General features: G+C 60.9%; 17 protein-coding genes. 4 read left to right on the plus strand and 13 right to left on the minus strand.

Going from position 1 to position 18,721, the window contains the following annotated elements:
* Positions 1 to 19: 19 nt before the first annotated feature.
* Both EOI86_RS15590 and metA read right to left on the minus strand, forming a co-directional pair.
* Positions 20 to 457 carry a DUF2946 family protein gene (locus EOI86_RS15590; RefSeq protein WP_127766081.1) on the minus strand — a complete coding sequence of 146 codons (438 nt, stop codon included), beginning with the start codon at positions 455 to 457 and terminating at the stop codon, positions 20 to 22.
* The gene (gene metA, locus EOI86_RS15595; RefSeq protein WP_127766082.1) at positions 454 to 1,383 is read right to left on the minus strand and encodes a homoserine O-acetyltransferase MetA; all 930 of its coding nucleotides are present in this window, start codon (positions 1,381 to 1,383) and stop codon (positions 454 to 456) included. Before metA ends, EOI86_RS15590 begins: the two co-directional genes overlap by 4 nt.
* Before the next feature lie 440 nt (positions 1,384 to 1,823).
* Here metA and EOI86_RS15600 point away from each other — a divergent pair, with 440 nt between their 5' ends.
* Both EOI86_RS15600 and hisC read left to right on the plus strand, forming a co-directional pair.
* Positions 1,824 to 2,687, plus strand: coding sequence for a chorismate mutase (locus EOI86_RS15600; RefSeq protein ID WP_127766083.1), 864 nt, complete (start codon positions 1,824 to 1,826; stop codon positions 2,685 to 2,687).
* A gap of 66 nt (positions 2,688 to 2,753) precedes the next feature.
* Positions 2,754 to 3,842, plus strand: coding sequence for a histidinol-phosphate transaminase (gene hisC / locus EOI86_RS15605; RefSeq protein ID WP_127766084.1), 1,089 nt, complete (start codon positions 2,754 to 2,756; stop codon positions 3,840 to 3,842).
* An 18-nt stretch (positions 3,843 to 3,860) separates the two neighbouring features.
* On the opposite strand, the gene EOI86_RS15610 is transcribed toward hisC, so the two are convergent.
* Positions 3,861 to 4,976 (minus strand): DUF2125 domain-containing protein, encoded by a 1,116-nt coding sequence (locus tag EOI86_RS15610; protein ID WP_127766085.1) that lies wholly within the window; start codon positions 4,974 to 4,976, stop codon positions 3,861 to 3,863.
* 162 nt (positions 4,977 to 5,138) lie between these two features.
* On the opposite strand from EOI86_RS15610, the gene EOI86_RS15615 reads away from it, so the two are divergent.
* The gene (locus tag EOI86_RS15615; RefSeq protein ID WP_205032214.1) at positions 5,139 to 5,798 is read left to right on the plus strand and encodes a gamma-glutamylcyclotransferase; all 660 of its coding nucleotides are present in this window, start codon (positions 5,139 to 5,141) and stop codon (positions 5,796 to 5,798) included.
* Between the two features lie 5 nt (positions 5,799 to 5,803).
* Here EOI86_RS15615 and EOI86_RS15620 read toward each other — a convergent pair whose 3' ends face one another.
* The 6 genes from EOI86_RS15620 to ftsE all read right to left on the minus strand — a co-directional run bounded on the left by EOI86_RS15620 (position 5,804) and on the right by ftsE (position 11,605).
* Positions 5,804 to 6,028: a hypothetical protein gene (locus EOI86_RS15620; RefSeq protein WP_127766086.1), complete on the minus strand. Its 225-nt coding sequence runs from the start codon at positions 6,026 to 6,028 to the stop codon at positions 5,804 to 5,806.
* Between the two features lie 46 nt (positions 6,029 to 6,074).
* The gene (locus EOI86_RS15625; RefSeq protein ID WP_127766087.1) at positions 6,075 to 8,375 is read right to left on the minus strand and encodes an adenosylcobalamin-dependent ribonucleoside-diphosphate reductase; all 2,301 of its coding nucleotides are present in this window, start codon (positions 8,373 to 8,375) and stop codon (positions 6,075 to 6,077) included.
* Positions 8,376 to 8,608: 233 nt separating this feature from the next.
* Positions 8,609 to 9,316, minus strand: a complete 708-nt coding sequence (locus EOI86_RS15630) for a lysophospholipid acyltransferase family protein (RefSeq protein ID WP_127766088.1) — start codon at positions 9,314 to 9,316, stop codon at positions 8,609 to 8,611.
* Positions 9,313 to 9,954 (minus strand): YdcF family protein, encoded by a 642-nt coding sequence (locus EOI86_RS15635; RefSeq protein WP_127766089.1) that lies wholly within the window; start codon positions 9,952 to 9,954, stop codon positions 9,313 to 9,315. The genes EOI86_RS15630 and EOI86_RS15635 overlap by 4 nt, the downstream gene beginning before the upstream one ends.
* Before the next feature lies 1 nt (position 9,955).
* Positions 9,956 to 10,843, minus strand: a complete 888-nt coding sequence (locus EOI86_RS15640; protein WP_127766090.1) for a cell division protein FtsX — start codon at positions 10,841 to 10,843, stop codon at positions 9,956 to 9,958.
* A gap of 9 nt (positions 10,844 to 10,852) precedes the next feature.
* Positions 10,853 to 11,605: a cell division ATP-binding protein FtsE gene (ftsE, locus tag EOI86_RS15645; protein WP_127766091.1), complete on the minus strand. Its 753-nt coding sequence runs from the start codon at positions 11,603 to 11,605 to the stop codon at positions 10,853 to 10,855.
* A gap of 240 nt (positions 11,606 to 11,845) precedes the next feature.
* On the opposite strand from ftsE, the gene EOI86_RS15650 reads away from it, so the two are divergent.
* On the plus strand, positions 11,846 to 12,883 hold the full coding sequence (locus EOI86_RS15650) for an MJ0042-type zinc finger domain-containing protein (RefSeq protein ID WP_127766485.1): 1,038 nt from the start codon (positions 11,846 to 11,848) through the stop codon (positions 12,881 to 12,883).
* Between the two features lie 155 nt (positions 12,884 to 13,038).
* Here the strand turns inward: EOI86_RS15650 and EOI86_RS15655 are convergent, their stop codons facing one another.
* Genes EOI86_RS15655 through argH form a run of 4 tightly spaced genes read right to left on the minus strand, consistent with a single transcriptional unit; the run spans position 13,039 to position 18,519 of the window.
* Positions 13,039 to 15,585 (minus strand): TIGR02302 family protein, encoded by a 2,547-nt coding sequence (locus EOI86_RS15655; protein WP_127766092.1) that lies wholly within the window; start codon positions 15,583 to 15,585, stop codon positions 13,039 to 13,041.
* The gene (gene lysA / locus EOI86_RS15660) at positions 15,582 to 16,889 is read right to left on the minus strand and encodes a diaminopimelate decarboxylase (protein WP_127766093.1); all 1,308 of its coding nucleotides are present in this window, start codon (positions 16,887 to 16,889) and stop codon (positions 15,582 to 15,584) included. The genes EOI86_RS15655 and lysA overlap by 4 nt, the downstream gene beginning before the upstream one ends.
* Positions 16,890 to 16,915: 26 nt before the next feature.
* Entirely contained in the window at positions 16,916 to 17,110 is a 195-nt protein-coding gene (locus EOI86_RS24625) for a hypothetical protein (protein WP_127766094.1), read from the minus strand.
* Positions 17,107 to 18,519 (minus strand): argininosuccinate lyase, encoded by a 1,413-nt coding sequence (argH, locus tag EOI86_RS15670; protein ID WP_127766095.1) that lies wholly within the window; start codon positions 18,517 to 18,519, stop codon positions 17,107 to 17,109. Before argH ends, EOI86_RS24625 begins: the two co-directional genes overlap by 4 nt.
* Between the last annotated feature and the right edge of the window lie 202 nt (positions 18,520 to 18,721).

Consider the following 18,721-nt stretch of genomic DNA (forward strand, 5'->3'; position numbering starts at 1 on the left):
TAAAGTTGATGCTTGGTTTTTAGGCGTTGGCCCGCGTAGGGCCCGCCGCCGGCGGGCCACGCGCATCAAATCCCGCCCTGGGGGCGGTTCCCGGATTGTGGTCGGATGACAGAATAGGAAGGCGCTCGCCCAGGGCTGCGGGCTGAACGGTTTCTTCGAAGCCGCGGGCGGGCAGGAAGAGGTGTGCGGCATGGAGGACGCAATGATTGCAGGCCTCCACATAGCTTCCGCGCCCATCCTCACCATTTGCCGTATCGCTGAATGGCTGGGAAGCGGCGGCGGGCAAGGGGACGCGGACGATACCGTCGGCGGCGCAAATCTCCAGAACACGATTGGGCGCGCCTGGTTCCGCGGCAACAGACAGGGGAATCGGAAGCAACAGTTGGAAAAACAGCCCGAAAAGGGCCAATCCAACCGCCAGCGAGCGACGTGCGCTATGACCCGCGCGTGCCGTCATTCGGCGGCCATCTTACCGATGTCCTCAATCTCGAAAGGCACCGATTGGTAGACATCGTTGATCCAGTTGCTGAACAGCAGATGGGCATGGGCCCGCCAGCGGTTCGGCGGTTCCTGCGCCGGGTCGTCGTCGGGGAAGTAGTTCTTCGGCACGTCGATCGGCAGACCCTGGCTGGCATCGCGGTTGTATTCGTCGGCCAGCGTGCGGGCATCATATTCCAGATGATTGAATATGTAGATCTGGCGGTAACGCTGGTCCTGCACCAAGCACAGGCCGGATTCCGGCGATTCCGCCAGGACCTGCAGCATCGGGTCTTCCGGCAGGTCTTCTTTCCGCGTTTCGGTATGCCTGGAAACCGGAATCTGGAACGTATCATTGAAACCGCGCAGCAGCGTATTCCCCGGCGCGGTTACAGTGTGTTCGAACACGCCGAACATTTTCCCGGGCAGTTCGTGCTTGGGAATGTCGCGGAAATGTTTCAACGCGGCCTGGGCGCCCCAACAGATGTTGAACGTGCTGTGCACATTGCTTTGGGTCCAGTCGAAAATACGGTTCATTTCCGCCCAATAGTGTACGTCCTCGAAGGGCAGGGTCTCGATCGGCGCGCCGGTGACGATAAGCCCGTCGAACTTCTGATCCTTCACGTCTTCCCAGGTGTGGTAGAACGCGCTGAGATGTTTCTGGGACACATTCGTCGGCACGTAGGATCCCGTCGTCAGCAGGGTCAGTTCAACCTGCAACGGCGTGGCGCCGATCAGCCGGGTCAGCTGTGTCTCGGTGCTTTCTTTTTTTGGCATCAAATTCAGGACAGCGATTCGCATCGGCCGTACGTCCTGACGGACCGCATCGCGTTCATCCATCACAACGACGCCCTCATCTTCGAGATGACGGCGGGCGGGGAGCTCGTCCGGAATCTTGATCGGCATCTGCTCTGGTCCTCAACTCAACGCGCCCTAAGGGGGCGGTCCCACAAAACACCTTTTGCCCCATATCAACGCTTTTGGCGGATCTGCGGCGATCGGCTCGGGACCGGGATTTCCTCCAGGGCGCTCTGCTATAGGGCTCTGTTTTTCATTTTTCCCAGGATACATAACAAACAGGCGGCTGGCTGCAACAGTTAACGCCGCATGGCCGGTATGCCCCACGAACCCTTGATATCTGGTGAGCGGTCCGCGACCCGCAAGTCCGGACTGCCCACCCGTCGGGCAAAATGCCTTTTCTGGAAAGAATGCGTCCACGTCAAAGGGCACACTGACCAATTGCCAACAAGCCAGTCAGACTGTAGGAGTGTGCCCCCGGCAAAGCACGGTTTCTCCCGGTTTTGCTGGATAACGATGGCCTCAACGACGCTGGACCTGCCTGCATCATGACGAACCGCTCCCTGGATGATCTTCGGCGGGAAATCGACGAGATCGATGACGCTATCCATGACTTGATCATGAAACGCGCCGACGTGGTGCAACATGTGGGGGCCGCGAAGAAAAGTCAGACGGTTCTGCCGATCCGTCCGTCCCGCGAAGCTTTCATGCTGCGCCGGTTGAGCGGCCGTCATAATGGCCCGTTCCAGCTGTCGGCCCTGGCGCGGATGTGGCACGAGATGATCGCCGCCTTCACCATGATCCAGGCCAGCTACAAAATTGCCGTTTTTTCGGACACGTCGCATCACACGCTTTGGGACCTGGCGCGGGACCAATTCGGCTCGCAAGTGCCCATGACCGCCTTTGAAACCCGGCGGGAAGTGCTGCAGCAGGTTATGAACGGACAGGCGGATGTAGGCGTCCTTCCCCCGCCGGAAGAAGATGACGACCATCCCTGGTGGACCCAACTGGCCGTCCCCGGCGCGCCAGTCATCGTCCAGCGCATGCCCTTTGCCGGCGTCGGCAATGTACGCGGCGTTCCGGCGGAAGCTGTAGCGATCGCCCGGCTCGAACCTGAACCGACCGGTGATGACGTCAGTTTCATCGTTTTCGCGACAGCCGATCCCGTCAGTCGAAGCACCTTGGTCTCCAAAATGAAGGAAGCGAGCCTGCCTGGCGTGCTGCTTGCCTCGCTGGAGCAGAACGGCGAGTGGATACATCTTGCACAGGTGGAAGACTTCGTTGCCTCGGAAGACCAGCGCGTGACCAAATTCGTGAAGGCGGGCCCGGCAATAGCGGCGCGGGTGATTGGTGCTTATGCAATGCCGATTGCAGGGGCGTCAAAGCCCGGCGGTGCCGAGGCCGGCGAATAAGGTACTGGTGATTAAGTTTCTTGTAGCTAAGTTTCTGGCGGTTAAGTTTTTGGGGAGCAAGGACAGATGATGCGGCCGACTCCGAAGCCGGGCGTGATGGATGCCCCGCTATACGTTCCGGGCGATCACAAACTGGAAGGGATCGACGAACCGGCGATCCTGTCCGCCAACGAAAATCCGTTGGGACCGAGTGCCGAAGCCGTCGGCGCGTTTCGCGACGGTGCGGAAAAGCTACATCGCTATCCCGACGGGGGCGCCAATGAATTGCGCCGCGCGATCGGGGAGGTGAACGGGCTGGACCCGAATCGGATCATCTGTGGTGCTGGGTCGGACGAATTGATCACGCTGTTGATCCGGGCTTATGCCGGCGTCGGGGATGAGGTCGTCTATTCCAAACACGGTTTCGCCATGTACCGGATCACCGCGATCACCACGGGCGCGACACCGGTGGCTGCGCCCGAGAAGAACCTGACGACCGATGTCGACGCGATTCTGGCCGCGGTCGGCCCTCAGACGAAGCTGGTCTTCATCGCAAATCCGAATAATCCGACCGGCACCTATCTAGACGATAGCGAGGTTCGCCGCCTGATCGAAGGTCTGCCGTCGCATGTTCTTTGCGTGCTGGACGCGGCTTATGCGGAATACGTCTCCCGCAACGATTATTCAGCCGGTGCGGGCTTCGTCGACGATTACGACAATGTCGTCATGCTGCGGACGTTCTCCAAGATCTACGGATTGGCTGCGCTCCGTCTCGGCTGGGGCTATGCCCGTGCCGAGGTCATCGATGCCATGAACCGGCTTCGCAGCCCCTTCAATGTCAGTTCCGCCGCACAGGCAGCCGGTATCGCCGCGATCCGCGATACGGCGCATGTGGCGGAAAGCGTCCGGCACAATGACGAATGGCTGGTCTGGCTGACGGAAACGATCCGGGGGCTGGGTCTTGAAGTGAACCCATCGGTCGGGAACTTCATCCTTGTCGGGTTTGGCGACGCAGACCGCTGCAAGCGAGCGAATGCTTTCCTGGAATCGCAGGGCGTTATTGCGCGCGGTGTCGGAGGGTACGATCTGCCGGAATATCTCCGCCTGACCGTCGGGACGGAAAAGGAATGCCATATGTCGGTCGATGCCCTGAAAGGGTTCCTGGCGACCGAATAGAATGCTTTGAAGGCGGTATCAGTCCGTGCTTCCGGGCGCGGGCAGGCTTTCCGCCGTCACCGGCGCGGGCGGCGGCGCGACAGCCGCCTTTTCCGGGGGCAGCACCGGCGGGACCCGGCCCATCTTGATCGGCCCCAGATATACCTGACCGTCCAGCGCGCTCAACGGAACGGCCAATTCCGGTTCACCGCCGCCGGGCGGTGTCCGCGCGAACAGCATCAATCCGACGCCGGCCAACCGCGCTGCATCCGGCTTGATCAGATTTGCCGCGACAAGGGCGTCCAGCGTGCCGCTCAAACCGGCGACTTTCGCTTCAAAAGCCGCAGAGGGACGAAGCAGGTCGTCGAGCGCCATAGTCCCTTCCGCGCGCAGTTTGGTCGGTCCCCATTCCATGCTCAACCATGGGACGTCCAGTGTGCCGCCGGCATCACGCCAGATTTCAAGCGCGCCGCGCATATCCGTGCGCGGGAAGGGCCCCAACAGGCGTGCCCGCAACGAAGTATGCGTCACATCACGCCCCAAGGGACCGGAAAGGGCGGCGGGAAGACGCAGCCCTTGGACCAATAGGTCGATCGCAGCTTCCTCGTCTTGATGCTCGCGGGCGGGTCGGGCGGGCTGTGTCAGCGTCATGGTGGCGCGATCGATCTTCAAATCCGCGTTCAACGCCGGTGCGGTTCCGTCCACATTCTCCAGCGTGATATCCGCTTGCCGCAACCGGCCATCCAAATCGAATTCAGCTGTACCTTCGGCCTTTCCGGCTGTTGCCTGCATCGGCACCAAACGGCCCGCGATGGGCATGACGGCTTCATGGTTGCCTTCGGCGGATAGTTTGTAGGTTGTGGGCGCCCAGGGTTCAGCGGAAAGGTCGAGGTTTCCGCCACTCCAGGACCATGCACCCGCAGGGTCGGCCAAAGCAGGTTGGACTAGCCGGATGCGGACGGTCCAGGGGAAGCCGCCGACCGTTTTTTCCGAGTAATCGATCCGGTAGCCCGCCCGGCGCCAATCGTTGATCCAACCGGATACGGTTTCATCCATTTTACCGGCCCCCCACCACCAATAGGCGGAATAGGCGGCGGCTGACGCGGCAAGCACGGCCACGGCCATCAGGGAAATGCGGCGGGCGGAAATCATCATACCCCCTATATGGCAGTGGCGGCGCCATCAAACCAGAACCCACGACAAAGGAAGTGACCTGTTCCGGCAAGATTCACCGGAATGCCGACTGGCCGGTTGATCAGCGCGCGCTAATCGCTAGATTCAGACATATCATTAAAATTCGCATCCAGAGCAGGCAGTGTGAGCTACGATTTTTTCAAACGGGCACGGGATGAGCGGATCGCGGAAGGTCTGCCCGTCTTGTCCCAGGAAGAAAGCGAGCGGCGGAAACAGGCCTTCCTGTCGTCCTTGCCGCCGAAGGAAGACGTCTGGTTTTTCGGCTACGGCTCGCTGATGTGGGACCCGGGCTTCCATCACTTGGAAGCCGCCATGGTGCGGCTGCAGGGCTGGCACCGATCCTTTTGCGTTCTGTCCCACGGCTACCGCGGGACGGTTGAGTGCCCTGGGCTGGTTCTGGGTCTGGACGAAGGCGGCGAATGTGCCGGCATGGCCTATCGTGTCTGCGGGCGGACCCAGTTGGAAGAGGCGGTCGAATACCTCTGGGTTCGGGAAATGGTCACCGGCATCTACAACCCGACCCAATTGCCCGCCTATATCGACGATGGACGGACCGTGCGGTGCTGGGCCTTTGTCGTGGACCGGGCGCATCGGCAATATATGGGGCATCTGTCGCAGGAGACGCGCGCCTCGATGATCGCGGAAGCATGCGGAACGCGCGGCCCGAACCGGATTTACCTGGAGAATACGGTCGCGCGGCTACAGCAACTGGGCGTCGATGACGAAAGCCTTACCGCCATGCTGGAAAAAGTCTGCGCCGCGTCCGGTGTGTCGGAAGGCTGACGCTTTCAGGCGCCGCCGAACAGGCTGGCCAGCCGGCCCCCGAAATATTCGACGATACGGTTGAAGTCGGACGCGAAATAGATGATCAGCGCGGCGATCACCGCCCCCGCAAGATAATAGGATGCCGGGACGGGTACCGGCTTGTGGGTCCCGCAACCGGGGCACTCGTCGGCATATCCCCTGATGGGGCGGCCGCATTGGCGGCAGGGCTGTGTTTTCGATCCGAACATGGGGTGACGGTAACCGCGGCGGCGCCCGATCACAATCCAATGAACATTAACCGCAGCGTGACCAACCGCATGAGGAGCACGTATCGCAGCCTTCCTGCTTGATCAGGGCGGCGGTGCCGCATCGCGGGCATTGTCCGCCGACCTTTTTCGCTGTGCCCTCCTTTTTCGCGTCGGGTACGATGCTGTCGCCACGTTCCAGGAAGCCGGTCTGCACCATGTGATTTTCGATCACCTCACCGATCGCGGCCAGCAGCGAGGGCACATAGCGCCCGCCCATCCAATAGCCGCCGCGCGGGTCGAATACGGCCTTCAATTCTTCCACCACGAAGGAGACGTCGCCGCCCCGCCGGAAAACCGCGCTGATCATCCGCGTCAAGGCGACCGTCCAGGCATAATGCTCCATGTTTTTCGAATTGATGAAGACTTCGAAGGGCCGTTTGCGACCGTCCTGATCGATATCGTTCATCGTGATGTAGATTGCGTGGTCGCTTTCGGGCCATTTGATCTTGTAGGTCGACCCGGTCAGCGTCGCGGGCCTGTCCAAAGGTTCGGCCATATAGACGACCGCCCCCGCATCTGCTTGAACGGGTGCCGATTCCACGGGCACCGGCCGGGCGGGGTCGGCCGCCTTCGGGGCGGCTTCCAGGACGGACCCACGCACCGGGCTCGGCCGGTAGGTCGTGCAGCCCTTGCATCCTAGGTCATAGGCTTCCCGGTAGACTTCCTTGAAGGCCTCGTAAGGGATGTCCGGCGGCAGGTTCACGGTCTTGGAGATCGAACTGTCGATGAATTTCTGTGCCGCGGCCTGAATCGCCAGATGATCAGCGGGGCTCAACGCGTCGACATCGACAAAGGCCTCGGGCAATGGCGCGTCGGGGCCATGTGCCTCGCGGAACAGGCGGTAAGCGTTGTTCTGCAGACGCTCGGTCCGGTGGGTGCCGTCCGGCAGCAGCACTTTTCGAATTTGCTCGACCGCGAAAATCGGTTCGATCCCGCTGGAAATGTTATTCGCCAGCATTGAAATCGTGCCGGTCGGTGCAATGGAGGTCAGAAGTGCGTTGCGGATGCCATATTTCTCGATATCCGCGCGTAGATCCGCATCGAGGTCCTGTACGGTCGGGCTTTTCAGATATTCCACCGCGTCGAATAGCGGGAAAGCGCCTTTCTCCCGCGCCAAATCGACGGAGGCGCGATAGGCGGCGTCGCGGATCGTCTTCAGCCACGTTTCCGTCAGGGTAACGGATTGCGGCGATCCATAGCGGACGTTGCACATCGCCAAGGCATCCGCCAGGCCGGTCACCCCCAAGCCGATCCGCCGCTTCGCTTCCGCTTCCGCTGCCTGATCGGGCAGGGGGAAACGCGATGCATCGGTGACGTTGTCCATCATTCTGACGGCTGTGCTAACCAGATCTTCCAACCCCGCGATGTCGATATCGGCTTGCTCGGTGAACGGATTTCGCATCAGGGCGGCCAGATTGATCGAGCCCAGCAGACAGGCGCCATAGGGCGGAAGCGGTTGCTCGCCGCATGGATTGGTGGCGCTTATCGTTTCGCAATAAGCTAGGTTGTTCCGCGCGTTGATCCGGTCGATGAAGATGACGCCGGGTTCCGCGAAGTCATAGGTGGTCCGCATGATCCGGTCCCACAAATCGCGTGCCTTCACTGTCTTGAAAACGGTCCCGCCAAAGCACAAGTCCCAGTCGGCGTCGAGCTTGACCGCCGTCATGAAGGCGTCGGTCACCAATACCGACAGGTTGAAATTGGTCAGCCTGCCTTCCGTCTGCTTTGCGGTAATGAATTCCTCAATATCGGGATGGTCGCAACGCAACGTCGCCATCATGGCGCCCCGACGCGACCCCGCCGACATGATGGTGCGGCACATGGCGTCCCAGACATCCATGAAGGAAACCGGTCCCGACGCGTCCGCGCCGACACCGTGCACCGGTGCCCCGCGCGGCCGCAAGGTCGAGAAGTCATAGCCGATGCCGCCGCCCTGTTGCATCGTCAGCGCCGCTTCGCGCAGATGCGTGAAGATGCTCGACATGTCGTCGGGAATTGTACCCATGACGAAGCAGTTGAAGAGCGTTACGGATCGGCCCGTTCCGGCGCCGGCCAAAATCCGCCCGGCGGGCAGGAATTTGAAATCGGCCATGGCGTCGTAGAATTTCGCTTCCCAATCGACTTGATCGGACGTTTCCCCAGCCTTGTTTTCCGCCGCGGCCAGGGCTTTGGCCACCCGTCGCCAGCTATCCTCGATCGATTTGTCCACAGGATGGCCGTCCGTGCCCCGAAAACGGTACTTCTGGTCCCAGATTCGCTCGGATGTCGCTGTTAAGAGGTTTGCCAAGGTAAATCCTGTTGAAAGCTAATGGTCTTGCCGTGAAAAAGCCTAACCAATTGATATATAAAATAAACTGTGTGTGTCTGGCCTATCTGAGACTGTATAGCACAGATTACCGGATGATTCTGCCGATTTCGCTGCTCATCGAAACAATGCACGGCGCAACACGTCATTGCCGAAGATCAGTTTTCTATTCGGCGGGTAGAGTATTCACATACTTATCCACAGGAAAACACGGTTCAACGGTTTTCCATTAGGTCCCGGGTGGCGCTTTCGATCGTTTCTTCCAACGTGGCCATCAATTCCCGTCGACCTAAATTGGCGGGCAGGGGCGGCAGGAAGCGAAGAACGATCTCACCGGGTCGGCACGACCAAATGGACTTCGGCCAGAACAGGCCGGAGTTGAGAGCCGCGGGCACCAGCGGATAGCCGGTATCCCTGTAGAGCGCGACGACGCCGGGGTGATAGCGCGTGGTAGCATGGGGCGGGGTGCGCGTTCCTTCCGGAAAAATGATGATCTTGCGGCCGGTTCGCAGAACGCGGCGGGTTTCCTCGATCATCCCGCGCAAAGCGCTTGCACCGGCGGTGCGGTTGACCGAGATGTGACCCGCCTTGCCGAGGTACCAGCCGAAAAACGGTATTTCCGTCAGTTCTTTTTTCAGGACGAAGGCAGGTGACCCGAAATAGACGTAGATCGACAGGGTTTCCCAAGTCGATTGGTGTTTGCAAGCCAGGATAAACGGTTCGTTCGGCAGGTTTTCCGTGCCCTCGAAACGCCATTTGACGCCGGCGATGACCCGCAGGCCCAGAAGGGCCGCCCGGCACCAAAAGGCGGCGAAATGCTGGAACAAGGCTTCGCTCATCAGAAGCAACGGCAGATAGGCGATTACGACGAAACTTGTCAGCCCGTAGAAATACAGCCCGAAAAAGAAGCCACGAACGGTCATTTGGGGGTATCTCCGTCGGCGAAAAAGGCGGTGAGCCCGCGGCGAACCCAAACGCGGGCCGCCGCGACGAGGGTTTTGGTATATTCGCCGGCAATCAGCAATGCGGTCCCTGGGTATTTATACCATTCCCTGGTTTTGACATGGGTTGGATGAACGGCGTGGGGCACGACGTCAACGTCGGGCGCCAGCATCCTGAATTCGACCAGGCTGCGCGGCATATGATAATCCGCCGTGACGAGGCGGATCGATTTGTATCCCTCGCTCTTGACCCAATCGGCCGATTCCCGGGCGTTGCCGGCCGTATCGTCGGCCTCGTATCCAAGAACGATGCAGCAATCGACGGTATTTGGCGCCTGTTTCCAAACCCGCTTCAATTCTTCGACATCGACCCCCCGGTGCACGCCGGAAATGAACAATTTCCGGGCCTTGCCGGCCGATAATAATCGCAAGCCGGCCTCCAATCGCAGGCTTCCCCCGGTGAAGACGACGATGGCATCCGTGGTGATCGATTCGTCGGGCGGGCCTTGCGGCAGAGTCGACGCGAAGGAAACAAAACCCAAGGTCCAAGCAACCGCCAGCGCGGCCAGCACGATCAGGATCGCCTTGCGGCGCCAGGGTTTTCGCCGGGACTGCCTCATCTCAGGTCATCCGCCTAAGGGCCTTCAATACGGTGCGTCTGGCCGTGAACAAGGCAACGATGGTGGAAATGGGGGGCAATGCCAAGGTTGCGACGACCGGCAAATAGGCTGTTTCAGCGCCGAGCCCCGCACCCGTTTCTAATCCGGATGCAGATTGGCTGATCAGGAAAGCGGTCGCCATGGCGGCCAAGGCGCCGAGAACCGACCCTATCATGGCGAGGCGCATGGCGTGGCGTTGGAATTGCCGCGCGATATAATCGTCCCGCGCGCCGATAAGGTGCAGCAATTCGATAGTTTCGCGATGGGCGGCCAAACTGCCCCGGGTCGCAAAGGCCACCATGATGACCGCGGCGGCGACGACCACCGCGACGATGGCGATGGCGGCCCATTCCAGCGATCCCAGGAACCTCTCCATTCTATCCCGCCAGATGGCGTGGTCGTCGGCGCGGGCACCGGTCGAGCCCGCCAGCTTTTCGTTCAGGGCGACGACATCGACATCTTCGTCACCCGAAAGCCGGACGTCGATCAACCGCGGCAACGGCAGCGCGCCGATGTCGAGCGCTTTGCCCAACCAGGGTTCCAGGAATTCGCGAATTTTCGCGCGGGAGAGAACCTCGACGCTTTCGACGCCGGGATAGCCGCGCAGCAGTGCCACCGTGGTTTGGACCCTGCCATTGATCGAGGCATCCTCCTCGCCTTCCAAGGCGGTGATTTCCACGGTGATGGCGTTGCTCAGGCCGTCGTTCCAGTCGACGGATAATTGCGCCAAGGCAAGATAGCCCGCCACCGACAGTGCCGCGATATAGGTCAGGAAGGCGACGATCCAAGGCAGAAACCGGGCCGAGGGGTCGCGCGATAGAGGAATGTCGGACTGTCGGCCGGCTGCCATCGAAACCCTCTACAATTCGCGCGGTGGTACGGTGGGCGCATCACCTTTGGTTCCGAAGGAAGCTTCGGCGTCGCGGCGCAGGCCCGCGCCCCAATCCGCTTCATCCTCTTCCGTGCGGACCTGCCCATCGCCCAGGCGCATGACCGGGTGTTTGAACCGGTCGACCAGCGACTTGTTGTGGGTTGCGATTACGACGGTTGTGCCCATGCGGTTCAATTCTTCGAACAGATACAGCAGCCGCACGGCGATGGTGTCATCGACGTTTCCGGTTGGCTCGTCCGCCAGCAACAGGCTGGGGCGGCTTATCACCGCACGGGCGATCGCGACCCTTTGCTTCTGCCCGCCGGAGAGCGTTGGCGGCAATGCATTGATATGGTCCGCCAAGCCGACCCAACCAAGTAACTCACCGACATGTTTCTGCACCACGTCTTCGCGCGCGCCGTTCACCCGCAAGGGCAGCGCGACATTGTCGAAAGCGGATAGGTGATTGAGAAGCCGGAAGTCCTGATAGACGACCCCAATACGTTGGCGGATGTCCGGCAATTCTTCCCGTGGAATGGATGCAAGGTTCCGATCGAAGATATTGATAAGGCCACGCGTCGGACGATGCGCCAGATACATCAACTTCAGCAAAGTCGATTTGCCGGCGCCGCTGGCCCCGACCAGGAAATGAAACGCACCCGCCTTCAATTCGAACGTGACATCGCGCAGGACCTCAGGACCCGTTCCGTACCGCATGCCGACATTTTCGAACCGAATCACAAAATCTCTCCGTCCACCGCCTGCCACCGGTTACAGGCGGACGGTACTGGCGAGGTCCGGCGGTAGCAAGGCGCAATCCTGGCATACGAAATGCCGGGCTTGGCATGGCTTTTGAAGGACATGTTTTCACGACGGCGATCCTTGCGAACCATCGGGTCTCCTTGCGCGGCTATGGTGGCCATCCTATAAGAATCAGGCAAATATCGCCCCTTATCACCCATATCAGGTTTCGACCGCTCTATGATTCTCGTTTGCCCCAACTGCTCCTCGCGCTTCAAAGTTAAGCCGGAGGCCCTCGGCGATGCCGGCCGCACGGTCCGCTGCGCGAAGTGCGGCAACAAATGGCATGCAGGTCAGGAAGATCTGATCGATCCCGAAGACGTGAAGTCTCTCTCCGCCGCCGCGAAAGCCGGAAAGCAGCCCGCCGCGAAGAAGGCGGTGGCCAAAAAAGCAGCGGCCCAGAAACCGGACGGGCCGAAAGCAGCGGTACCGGAACCGGATGAGCCGGCGCCGCCACCGCCTGACCAGCCTCAGGACGATTTCGCCGATCAAGGGTCGGACGATGCGGGTGCCGAGGACGATGACGATCTCGCCGCACCGCCTCCGCCGCCGATGATGGACGGACCGGAACCGCCGCCGATTCCCTCGGAAGCGGATTTCGCGCCACGCTCCACCGTGCCGATGCGGCGGAAATCGCCCTTGGTTGCCTGGATTGTCCTTTTTCTGATCGTACTGCTCTCGGGCGCCGCGGCCTACAGCTTCCAAAAGCAGATCGTCAGCCTCTATCCGCCTGCCGCGAAGATCTATCATACCTTTGGAATCCAGGTCGATTTGTTGGGCCATGGCCTGGAACTGCCCGAACCGGAAGCCGAAGCGGTTATCGATGGCGACAAAAGGCGGTTGCTGATCAAAGGCTCGATGACAAATACGACGGGTGAAACCATCGTCATACCGAAGCTCGGCGGTGTGCTGAAGGATGCGACCGGCAGCATTCTGCATGAATGGGTGTTCGAAGCCGAAAAACCGGAAGCCTTTCCCGGCGAGACAATCGCCTATGAAAGTGTGGTTGAGGATCCGCCGCGTGGGGCGACCTCGCTGGAAGTCACGTTCAAGACCGATGAAGAGGCCATGGAGGCGATGAAATCCATGGAAGGCGGTCACGACATGAAGGCTGACGATAGCCACGATATGAAAGCAGAAGATGGCCACGGTCAGGATTCCAAATCCGACGATGGTCACGGCAGCGCCGAAGGCGGTTCGGATTCCGGCCATCAATAGCGCCGGCTGACGCATCCACCGCAGAAGGACGACTCGTTTGCTTAATCCTTGCAGGGATTCTGGTTTATTCGGCGGGCGGGTTCGACCAAACGATCCCGTCGGCGAGTTCCGATAGCCGACCTCGCAGCCCAGTCAAGCTGACCAGCCCCATGGGACTATTCGAATTGCCGCAGTAGCCGGTCGATGTAGTCGAGTTCGACCTCTGGCCGTGAGCGGTCGCCGGACCGACGCCGCAACTCGTCGCGGATTTCCCGGGCGCGTTTCAGGTCGCCGGTGTCGGGAATGACGACATCGCCCTCAGCCTGTCCAGGGGTTGCGTCGTTGGGCGCGCGGCCGAAGGGGTCCTGATCGCCTGTATTGGGTCCCTGGCCGGTCGCCTGCTGTCCTTGGCCCATCTGGTTGCCAAAGCGTTCCATGAATTGCTGCTGGGCTTGCCGGGCAGCTTCCTGCAATTGGTCCAGGGCCTGACCCTGGGGGCCCACGGCGTCGCCGGGTTTACCTTGCTGCAGCGCTTCGGTAGAGCCGCGCATTTCCTGCTCCGCCCGTCCGAAGGGCGCCGGAATATCGCCCATCATCTCGCCATATCGCTGCATCAGGTCGCCCAATTGCCGCCGGAGGGCTTCCTGGAGCGCCGCGTCCGCGGCCATTGAGCCGCGCTGTCCCTGCTGCTGGCTATTGCCTTGATTTTGACGGTTGCCCTGCTGCATATCCGGATTGCCGGATTCCTGTTGGCGGGTGTTGTTGTGCGTTCGGTCCAACAGTTCACGCTGACCGTTCATCAATTCCTGCAGCCCTTCCAGCATCTCCATGGCTTCCATGCCTTGCGGGGAAGGGCGCTGCTGAATGCCGACCTGCAGATTTTCCATCATCCGCTGTAACTGTTCCAGCATGCGCCGCGCCGCGTCCTTCATGCCGTTCTGAAGCATTTCCCGGACGCGTTCCATGATCTGGTCGATATCCTGCTTCGCCAGCATCCGGTCGTTTTCGTCCATCGGGATGTCTTCGATACCGCCTTGGTCCATCTGTTCCTGGGCGTTCTGCATCAATGCCTGCAGGTATTCGTCCATCGCCTGCTTCAATTCCTGCATCAGGCGGTCGATTTCCGCGGCATCCGCATCCCGCGCGATGGCATCCATCAGGGCCTGTTCGGCCCGGCGCAGGCGCTGTTCGGCGACCGACAGATTGCCGTCTTCAAGTCGCAATGCAAGCTGCCATAGCAGGTCGATCATCCCGTCCATGACGTTCTCGTCCGGGTCGACGGCAAGCCGCCGTGCCGCCATGTTCAGCCCCAGGAATACAACGACGTCTCCGTCATAGGCTTCCTTGTCCCACGCCAGTTGGCGCAAAACGCTGGCGACCAGTGGGGCAACGGGCAGGCCTTGCAGTCCAAGTCGTTTGCGTTGCGCAATAATTTTCTGGGCGACGGGATGACGGAATTCCCGTTCCGGTAAGGTTATGCCGATGGGCTCGCTTTTGCCGATCTGATCTATCGCGTCGGTCGCGGAAAGTTCCGCCCAAACTTCTTCGCCGGCCCAGATATGATCCATCTGGTTCAGGAAGTGACTACCCTCGATTTGAACCGAACCGGGCCCACCGCCAGCCGGAAGGTCGATGGCGATGACCTCATCTCCGGGTTGGGCCGGCGCTTCGGTGCGCCGCAGCTCGATGCTAAGGTCCATGACCCCGTAGTCGTCCGCCGCATGATAACGAAGCTCCAGCGAGCCGCGCGCGGTTTGCCCGGTCTGCGCTTCCGACAAATCGGCGGTCGGGATCTTGTCCGGAATGACGGTGATGTCCCAGGTCGCGACGGTTTGCCCGGCTGCCTTGACCCGGATGATCCCCGACTTGGTCAATGCCCCTTCGGCCCGGAAGCTGTCGGCGGCTATGCTCAAGAATCCGTCCTGTGCCCCGAAGGATGCGCCGTCGAGTTCCGGCACGTCCTTCACGCCGCCGATCTGGGCGACCAGCTTCGACCCCGCCGGCACGGCGAATTGCCTCACGGCACCAGGGTCTGTCGCATTCGCTTCGGGTTCGGACACATTCCCGGCGGGCTCCATACCGGTCAGGAAGATCGGCGCGGCCCCGGTATAATCGGGCGGTGTGATCCAGGCATCCAGAGTAAGGGCGGCAGCGGATGCCGCACCGGCGTCGGTGAAGTTCGGTTCGAAGAAACGGTTGAAATTCTCACCAGCTCGGCCGCCGACACCAAAAATCACAGCAACCAGCAAAATACCCGCGCCCAGGCGCAGGGCGAACGGATCGCGGCGTGCCAGTTGCGCTTCCGGTGCACCTGCGGTCAGACCGTGCACGGTTTCCGCCATGCGTTTCTTGTGCAACGCCCATAGGGCGGCGCCCATGCCGTCCTCGCCACCACTGGCGATATCGTCTTCAAGCGCGGTCAGCGGCCGGTGCTCAAGCTTGTTGGCGCGTTCGATATGGTGGACGACCTCGGCATGGGTCGGGGGACGGAAGCGGCGCGCCGCATCGTACAGCGCCCAGGCAAGTCCCAGCAGGCCGGCGATCAGAACGGCAAGGTGCAGCCAACCGAAAAGCTCGGACGCGAAACCGCTGAAGGCAAGGGCCAACAGCGCGGCAAGAATGGTCAGGAACGGCCAGGATGCGGCCAGCAGACGCTCCGCCCAAAGGATAGCGGTTCCCTTAAGGAAGGGAATTCCTCGTGGCGTTTGCGTCTGTTCCGTCATCCACTCATCCCTGCAAGTTTCGGAACGGCTTGTTCACCCGGTCCGCTCAGCCAATCGGGGATCCTGTCGGCCCCGAGCATTTCCTCATAGGTTTGGCGCGGGCGGATGACGGCGAACCGGTCCCCGTCCACCAGGACTTCCGGCACCAAGGGCCGTGAATTATAGGTCGATGCCATAACAGCACCATACGCGCCGGCCGTTGTGAAGGCTACCAATTCGCCGTCATTCAGGAGGGGTAATGGGCGTTCCTTCGCAAAAGTATCGCCGGATTCGCAGATTGGCCCGACGATGTCCGCCGGGCTCATCGGCGTGCCCTCCGGGCGTTCAATGACCGGCTTCAGGCCGTGGTAACCGTCATACATCGCGGGCCGGATCAAGTCGTTCATGGCCGCGTCTACGACGACGAAACGGCGCGACTCGCCTTGTTTAACGAACAGAACCTTGGCCAGAAGGATGCCGGCATTGCCAACGATCATACGGCCCGGCTCGAACAGCATTTCCACGTCCAGCGGTTCGATGATTTCCCGCGCGACAGCGGCATAGGCATCGGGCAGGGGCGGCGTTTCACCCGCATAAGGAACACCGAGGCCGCCGCCGAGGTCGACGCGGTGAATCGGGATCCCTTCCGCGCGCAATTCGCGCACCAGATCGGCAAGGCGCTGAAAGGCCGCCCGGTATGGTTCAAGATCCGTCAGTTGCGATCCGATATGCGCCGCCACGGTCACCGGTGCCAGGTTCGGCATGGCCTGCGCGCGTTTGAAAATGTCCAACGCATAGGCGATGTCGATGCCGAACTTGTTCTCTTTCTTCCCGGTGGAAATCTTGTGATGCGTCTTCGCGTCCACATCTGGATTAACCCGGATGGCAATTTCCGCCACCTTGCCGCGTTCTCCCGCGACCGTGTTCAGAAGCTCCAACTCGTTGACGGACTCGACATTGATTTCCAGGATACCGGTATCCAGCGCGAAAATCAGTTCCTCGGCGGTCTTGCCGACACCGGAAAAGACGATGCGCGACGGTGGAATGCCCGCCGCCAATGCGCGCCGAAGCTCGCCTTCAGAAACCACGTCGGCCCCCGCGCCCATATCGCCAAGCGTCTTCAGGACGGCCAGGTTGGAATTCGCCTTAACCGCATAGAAGACAGAGGCGCGCGCGCCCGCGAATGCGTCGGTGAAGACCTTGTAGTGCCGGCGCAGCGTTGCGGTGGAATAGACATAAACGGGCGTGCCGACGGCTGACGCGATCTCGGACAGGGGCACGTCTTCTGCGTGGAGAGTGCCGTTGCGGTAGTTGAAATGATCCATGTTTCAAAATCTCCGGTGACGCGCGGTCACGATGTCGGATAGGTCTTCGGATAGGTCGGGTTCGGTCCTGGGGCCTGCGGGTCGTCTTTTTTGCCGCATCCAGCGGTCAATCCCAGCGCAACGATACCCGCCAGGATCAACCCCGATTTGATCGCAAAGGCTTTCCGGCCGCGTTTCAAGGCGCGACGGGTCTCTGCCTTCCCTGCTGTTTCATAGCTCATACCGAAAACCTTTTCCGCGCCTCGGCCGCCGCCGCGCGGACATTATCCGGTGCCGTTCCGCCGAAACTCGTCCGGCTTTGGATCGACGATTCCGGAGACAATACAGAATATATATCCTGCGTGATCGCGGATTCCACCGATTGCAGCTCTTCCAAGCTCAATTCTGCGATATCGACGCCTTTCTTCTCCGCCAGCGCGACGATCGCGCCGGTCACGTGATGGGCGTTTCGGAACGGCATTCCCAACACCCGCACAAGCCAGTCGGCCAGGTCGGTCGCGGTCGGGAAACCCGCGGCCAGCGCCGCCCGCAGCACGTCGGGGCGGGGTTTCATGTCGGCCACCATCCCGGCCGAGGCTTCGACCGCCAGGATCAGGCTCTCCACCGCATCGAACAGGGGTTCCTTGTCTTCCTGCATGTCCTTCGCGAAGGTCATCGGCAGGCCTTTCATCACCGTCAGGATGGAGACGAGGGATCCGATGATGCGGCCCGGCTTCGCCCGCACCAGTTCCGCGGCGTCCGGATTGCGTTTCTGCGGCATGATCGAGGATCCGGTGGTGAACGCGTCCGTCAGCTCTATGAACCGGAACCGGTCTGATGCCCAGATAACGATTTCCTCGGCAAGGCGGGACAGGTGCACCGATATGATCGAGGCGGCGGCCAGGAATTCCATAATGAAATCGCGCGCCGAAACACCGTCCATGGAATTCGCCATCGGGCGGTCGAAGCCGAGCGCCTTGGCGGTCGCTTCCCGGTCGATGGGAAAGGACGTGCCGGCCAGCGCGGCAGACCCCAGCGGACATTCGTTCATTCGCTTGCGGCAATCGGCCAGCCGGCCACGGTCGCGACCGACCATTTCAGCATAGGCCAGCATATGGTGCCCGAAGGTTACCGGCTGGGCCGTTTGAAGGTGTGTGTAGCCGGGCATCACCACATCGGCATGCTGCTCCGCCTGGGCGATCAACGCATCCTGCAGGGCGGCGAGGCGGGTATCGATCCCGTCCACGGCATCGCGCAGCCAAAGCCGCATATCGGTGATGACCTGGTCGTTCCGGCTGCGCCCTGTATGCAGGCGACCGGCGGGGTCGCCGATGATCTCGCGCAGGCGTGCTTCCACATTCATGTGGATGTCTTCCAACGCACGGCTGAATTCGAACGTACCGGCTTCGATCTCGCCTTTGATCTGATCGAGGCCTTTCAGGATCTGTGCCGCATCGTCATCGGAGATGATGCCCTGTTTGGCCAACATCTGGGCATGCGCCTTCGATCCCTGAATGTCCTGAGCATAGAGACGTTTGTCGAAATCGATGGAGGCATTGATTTTTTCCATGATTTCCGCGGGACCGGCGGAAAACCGGCCGCCCCACATGGCATTGGCCGTGCTTTTTTCGTTGCCCTTTGTATCCGTCATGAACGCCTCTATATGTGATGCCGGGCGTTGTCCGGCATGCGGTAAGAATGTTTGGACCGTAGGCCTGCCGTGAATGGCGGGCCGGCGGGACTATCCGTTGCCACGCAGCGGCTTGCAACCGGGTTTCCCCAGGTTGTGGGCTATCCGTTCAAGCGCTTGTGACGGGATTTCCCCGACCGGATTGGGTAAATCCCATACACAG

This window comes from Hwanghaeella grinnelliae (assembly GCF_004005845.1).
Taxonomy (GTDB): Bacteria; Pseudomonadota; Alphaproteobacteria; order UBA8366; family Aestuariispiraceae; genus Hwanghaeella; species Hwanghaeella grinnelliae.

Bases quoted from the DNA above. Each gene is read 5' to 3' on its own strand.
- EOI86_RS15620 (WP_127766086.1), bottom strand. From the start codon at position 6,028: ATGTTCGGATCGAAAACACAGCCCTGCCGCCAATGCGGCCGCCCCATC.
- EOI86_RS15655 (WP_127766092.1), bottom strand. From the start codon at position 15,585: ATGACGGAACAGACGCAAACGCCACGAGGAATTCCCTTCCTTAAGGGA.
- lysA (WP_127766093.1), bottom strand. From the start codon at position 16,889: ATGGATCATTTCAACTACCGCAACGGCACTCTCCACGCAGAAGACGTG.
- EOI86_RS24625 (WP_127766094.1), bottom strand. From the start codon at position 17,110: ATGAGCTATGAAACAGCAGGGAAGGCAGAGACCCGTCGCGCCTTGAAA.
- EOI86_RS15630 (WP_127766088.1), bottom strand. From the start codon at position 9,316: ATGACCGTTCGTGGCTTCTTTTTCGGGCTGTATTTCTACGGGCTGACA.
- EOI86_RS15635 (WP_127766089.1), bottom strand. From the start codon at position 9,954: ATGAGGCAGTCCCGGCGAAAACCCTGGCGCCGCAAGGCGATCCTGATC.
- metA (WP_127766082.1), bottom strand. From the start codon at position 1,383: ATGCCGATCAAGATTCCGGACGAGCTCCCCGCCCGCCGTCATCTCGAA.
- EOI86_RS15650 (WP_127766485.1), top strand. From the start codon at position 11,846: ATGATTCTCGTTTGCCCCAACTGCTCCTCGCGCTTCAAAGTTAAGCCG.
- EOI86_RS15640 (WP_127766090.1), bottom strand. From the start codon at position 10,843: ATGGCAGCCGGCCGACAGTCCGACATTCCTCTATCGCGCGACCCCTCG.
- EOI86_RS15600 (WP_127766083.1), top strand. From the start codon at position 1,824: ATGACGAACCGCTCCCTGGATGATCTTCGGCGGGAAATCGACGAGATC.
- hisC (WP_127766084.1), top strand. From the start codon at position 2,754: ATGATGCGGCCGACTCCGAAGCCGGGCGTGATGGATGCCCCGCTATAC.
- EOI86_RS15590 (WP_127766081.1), bottom strand. From the start codon at position 457: ATGACGGCACGCGCGGGTCATAGCGCACGTCGCTCGCTGGCGGTTGGA.
- EOI86_RS15610 (WP_127766085.1), bottom strand. From the start codon at position 4,976: ATGATGATTTCCGCCCGCCGCATTTCCCTGATGGCCGTGGCCGTGCTT.
- argH (WP_127766095.1), bottom strand. From the start codon at position 18,519: ATGACGGATACAAAGGGCAACGAAAAAAGCACGGCCAATGCCATGTGG.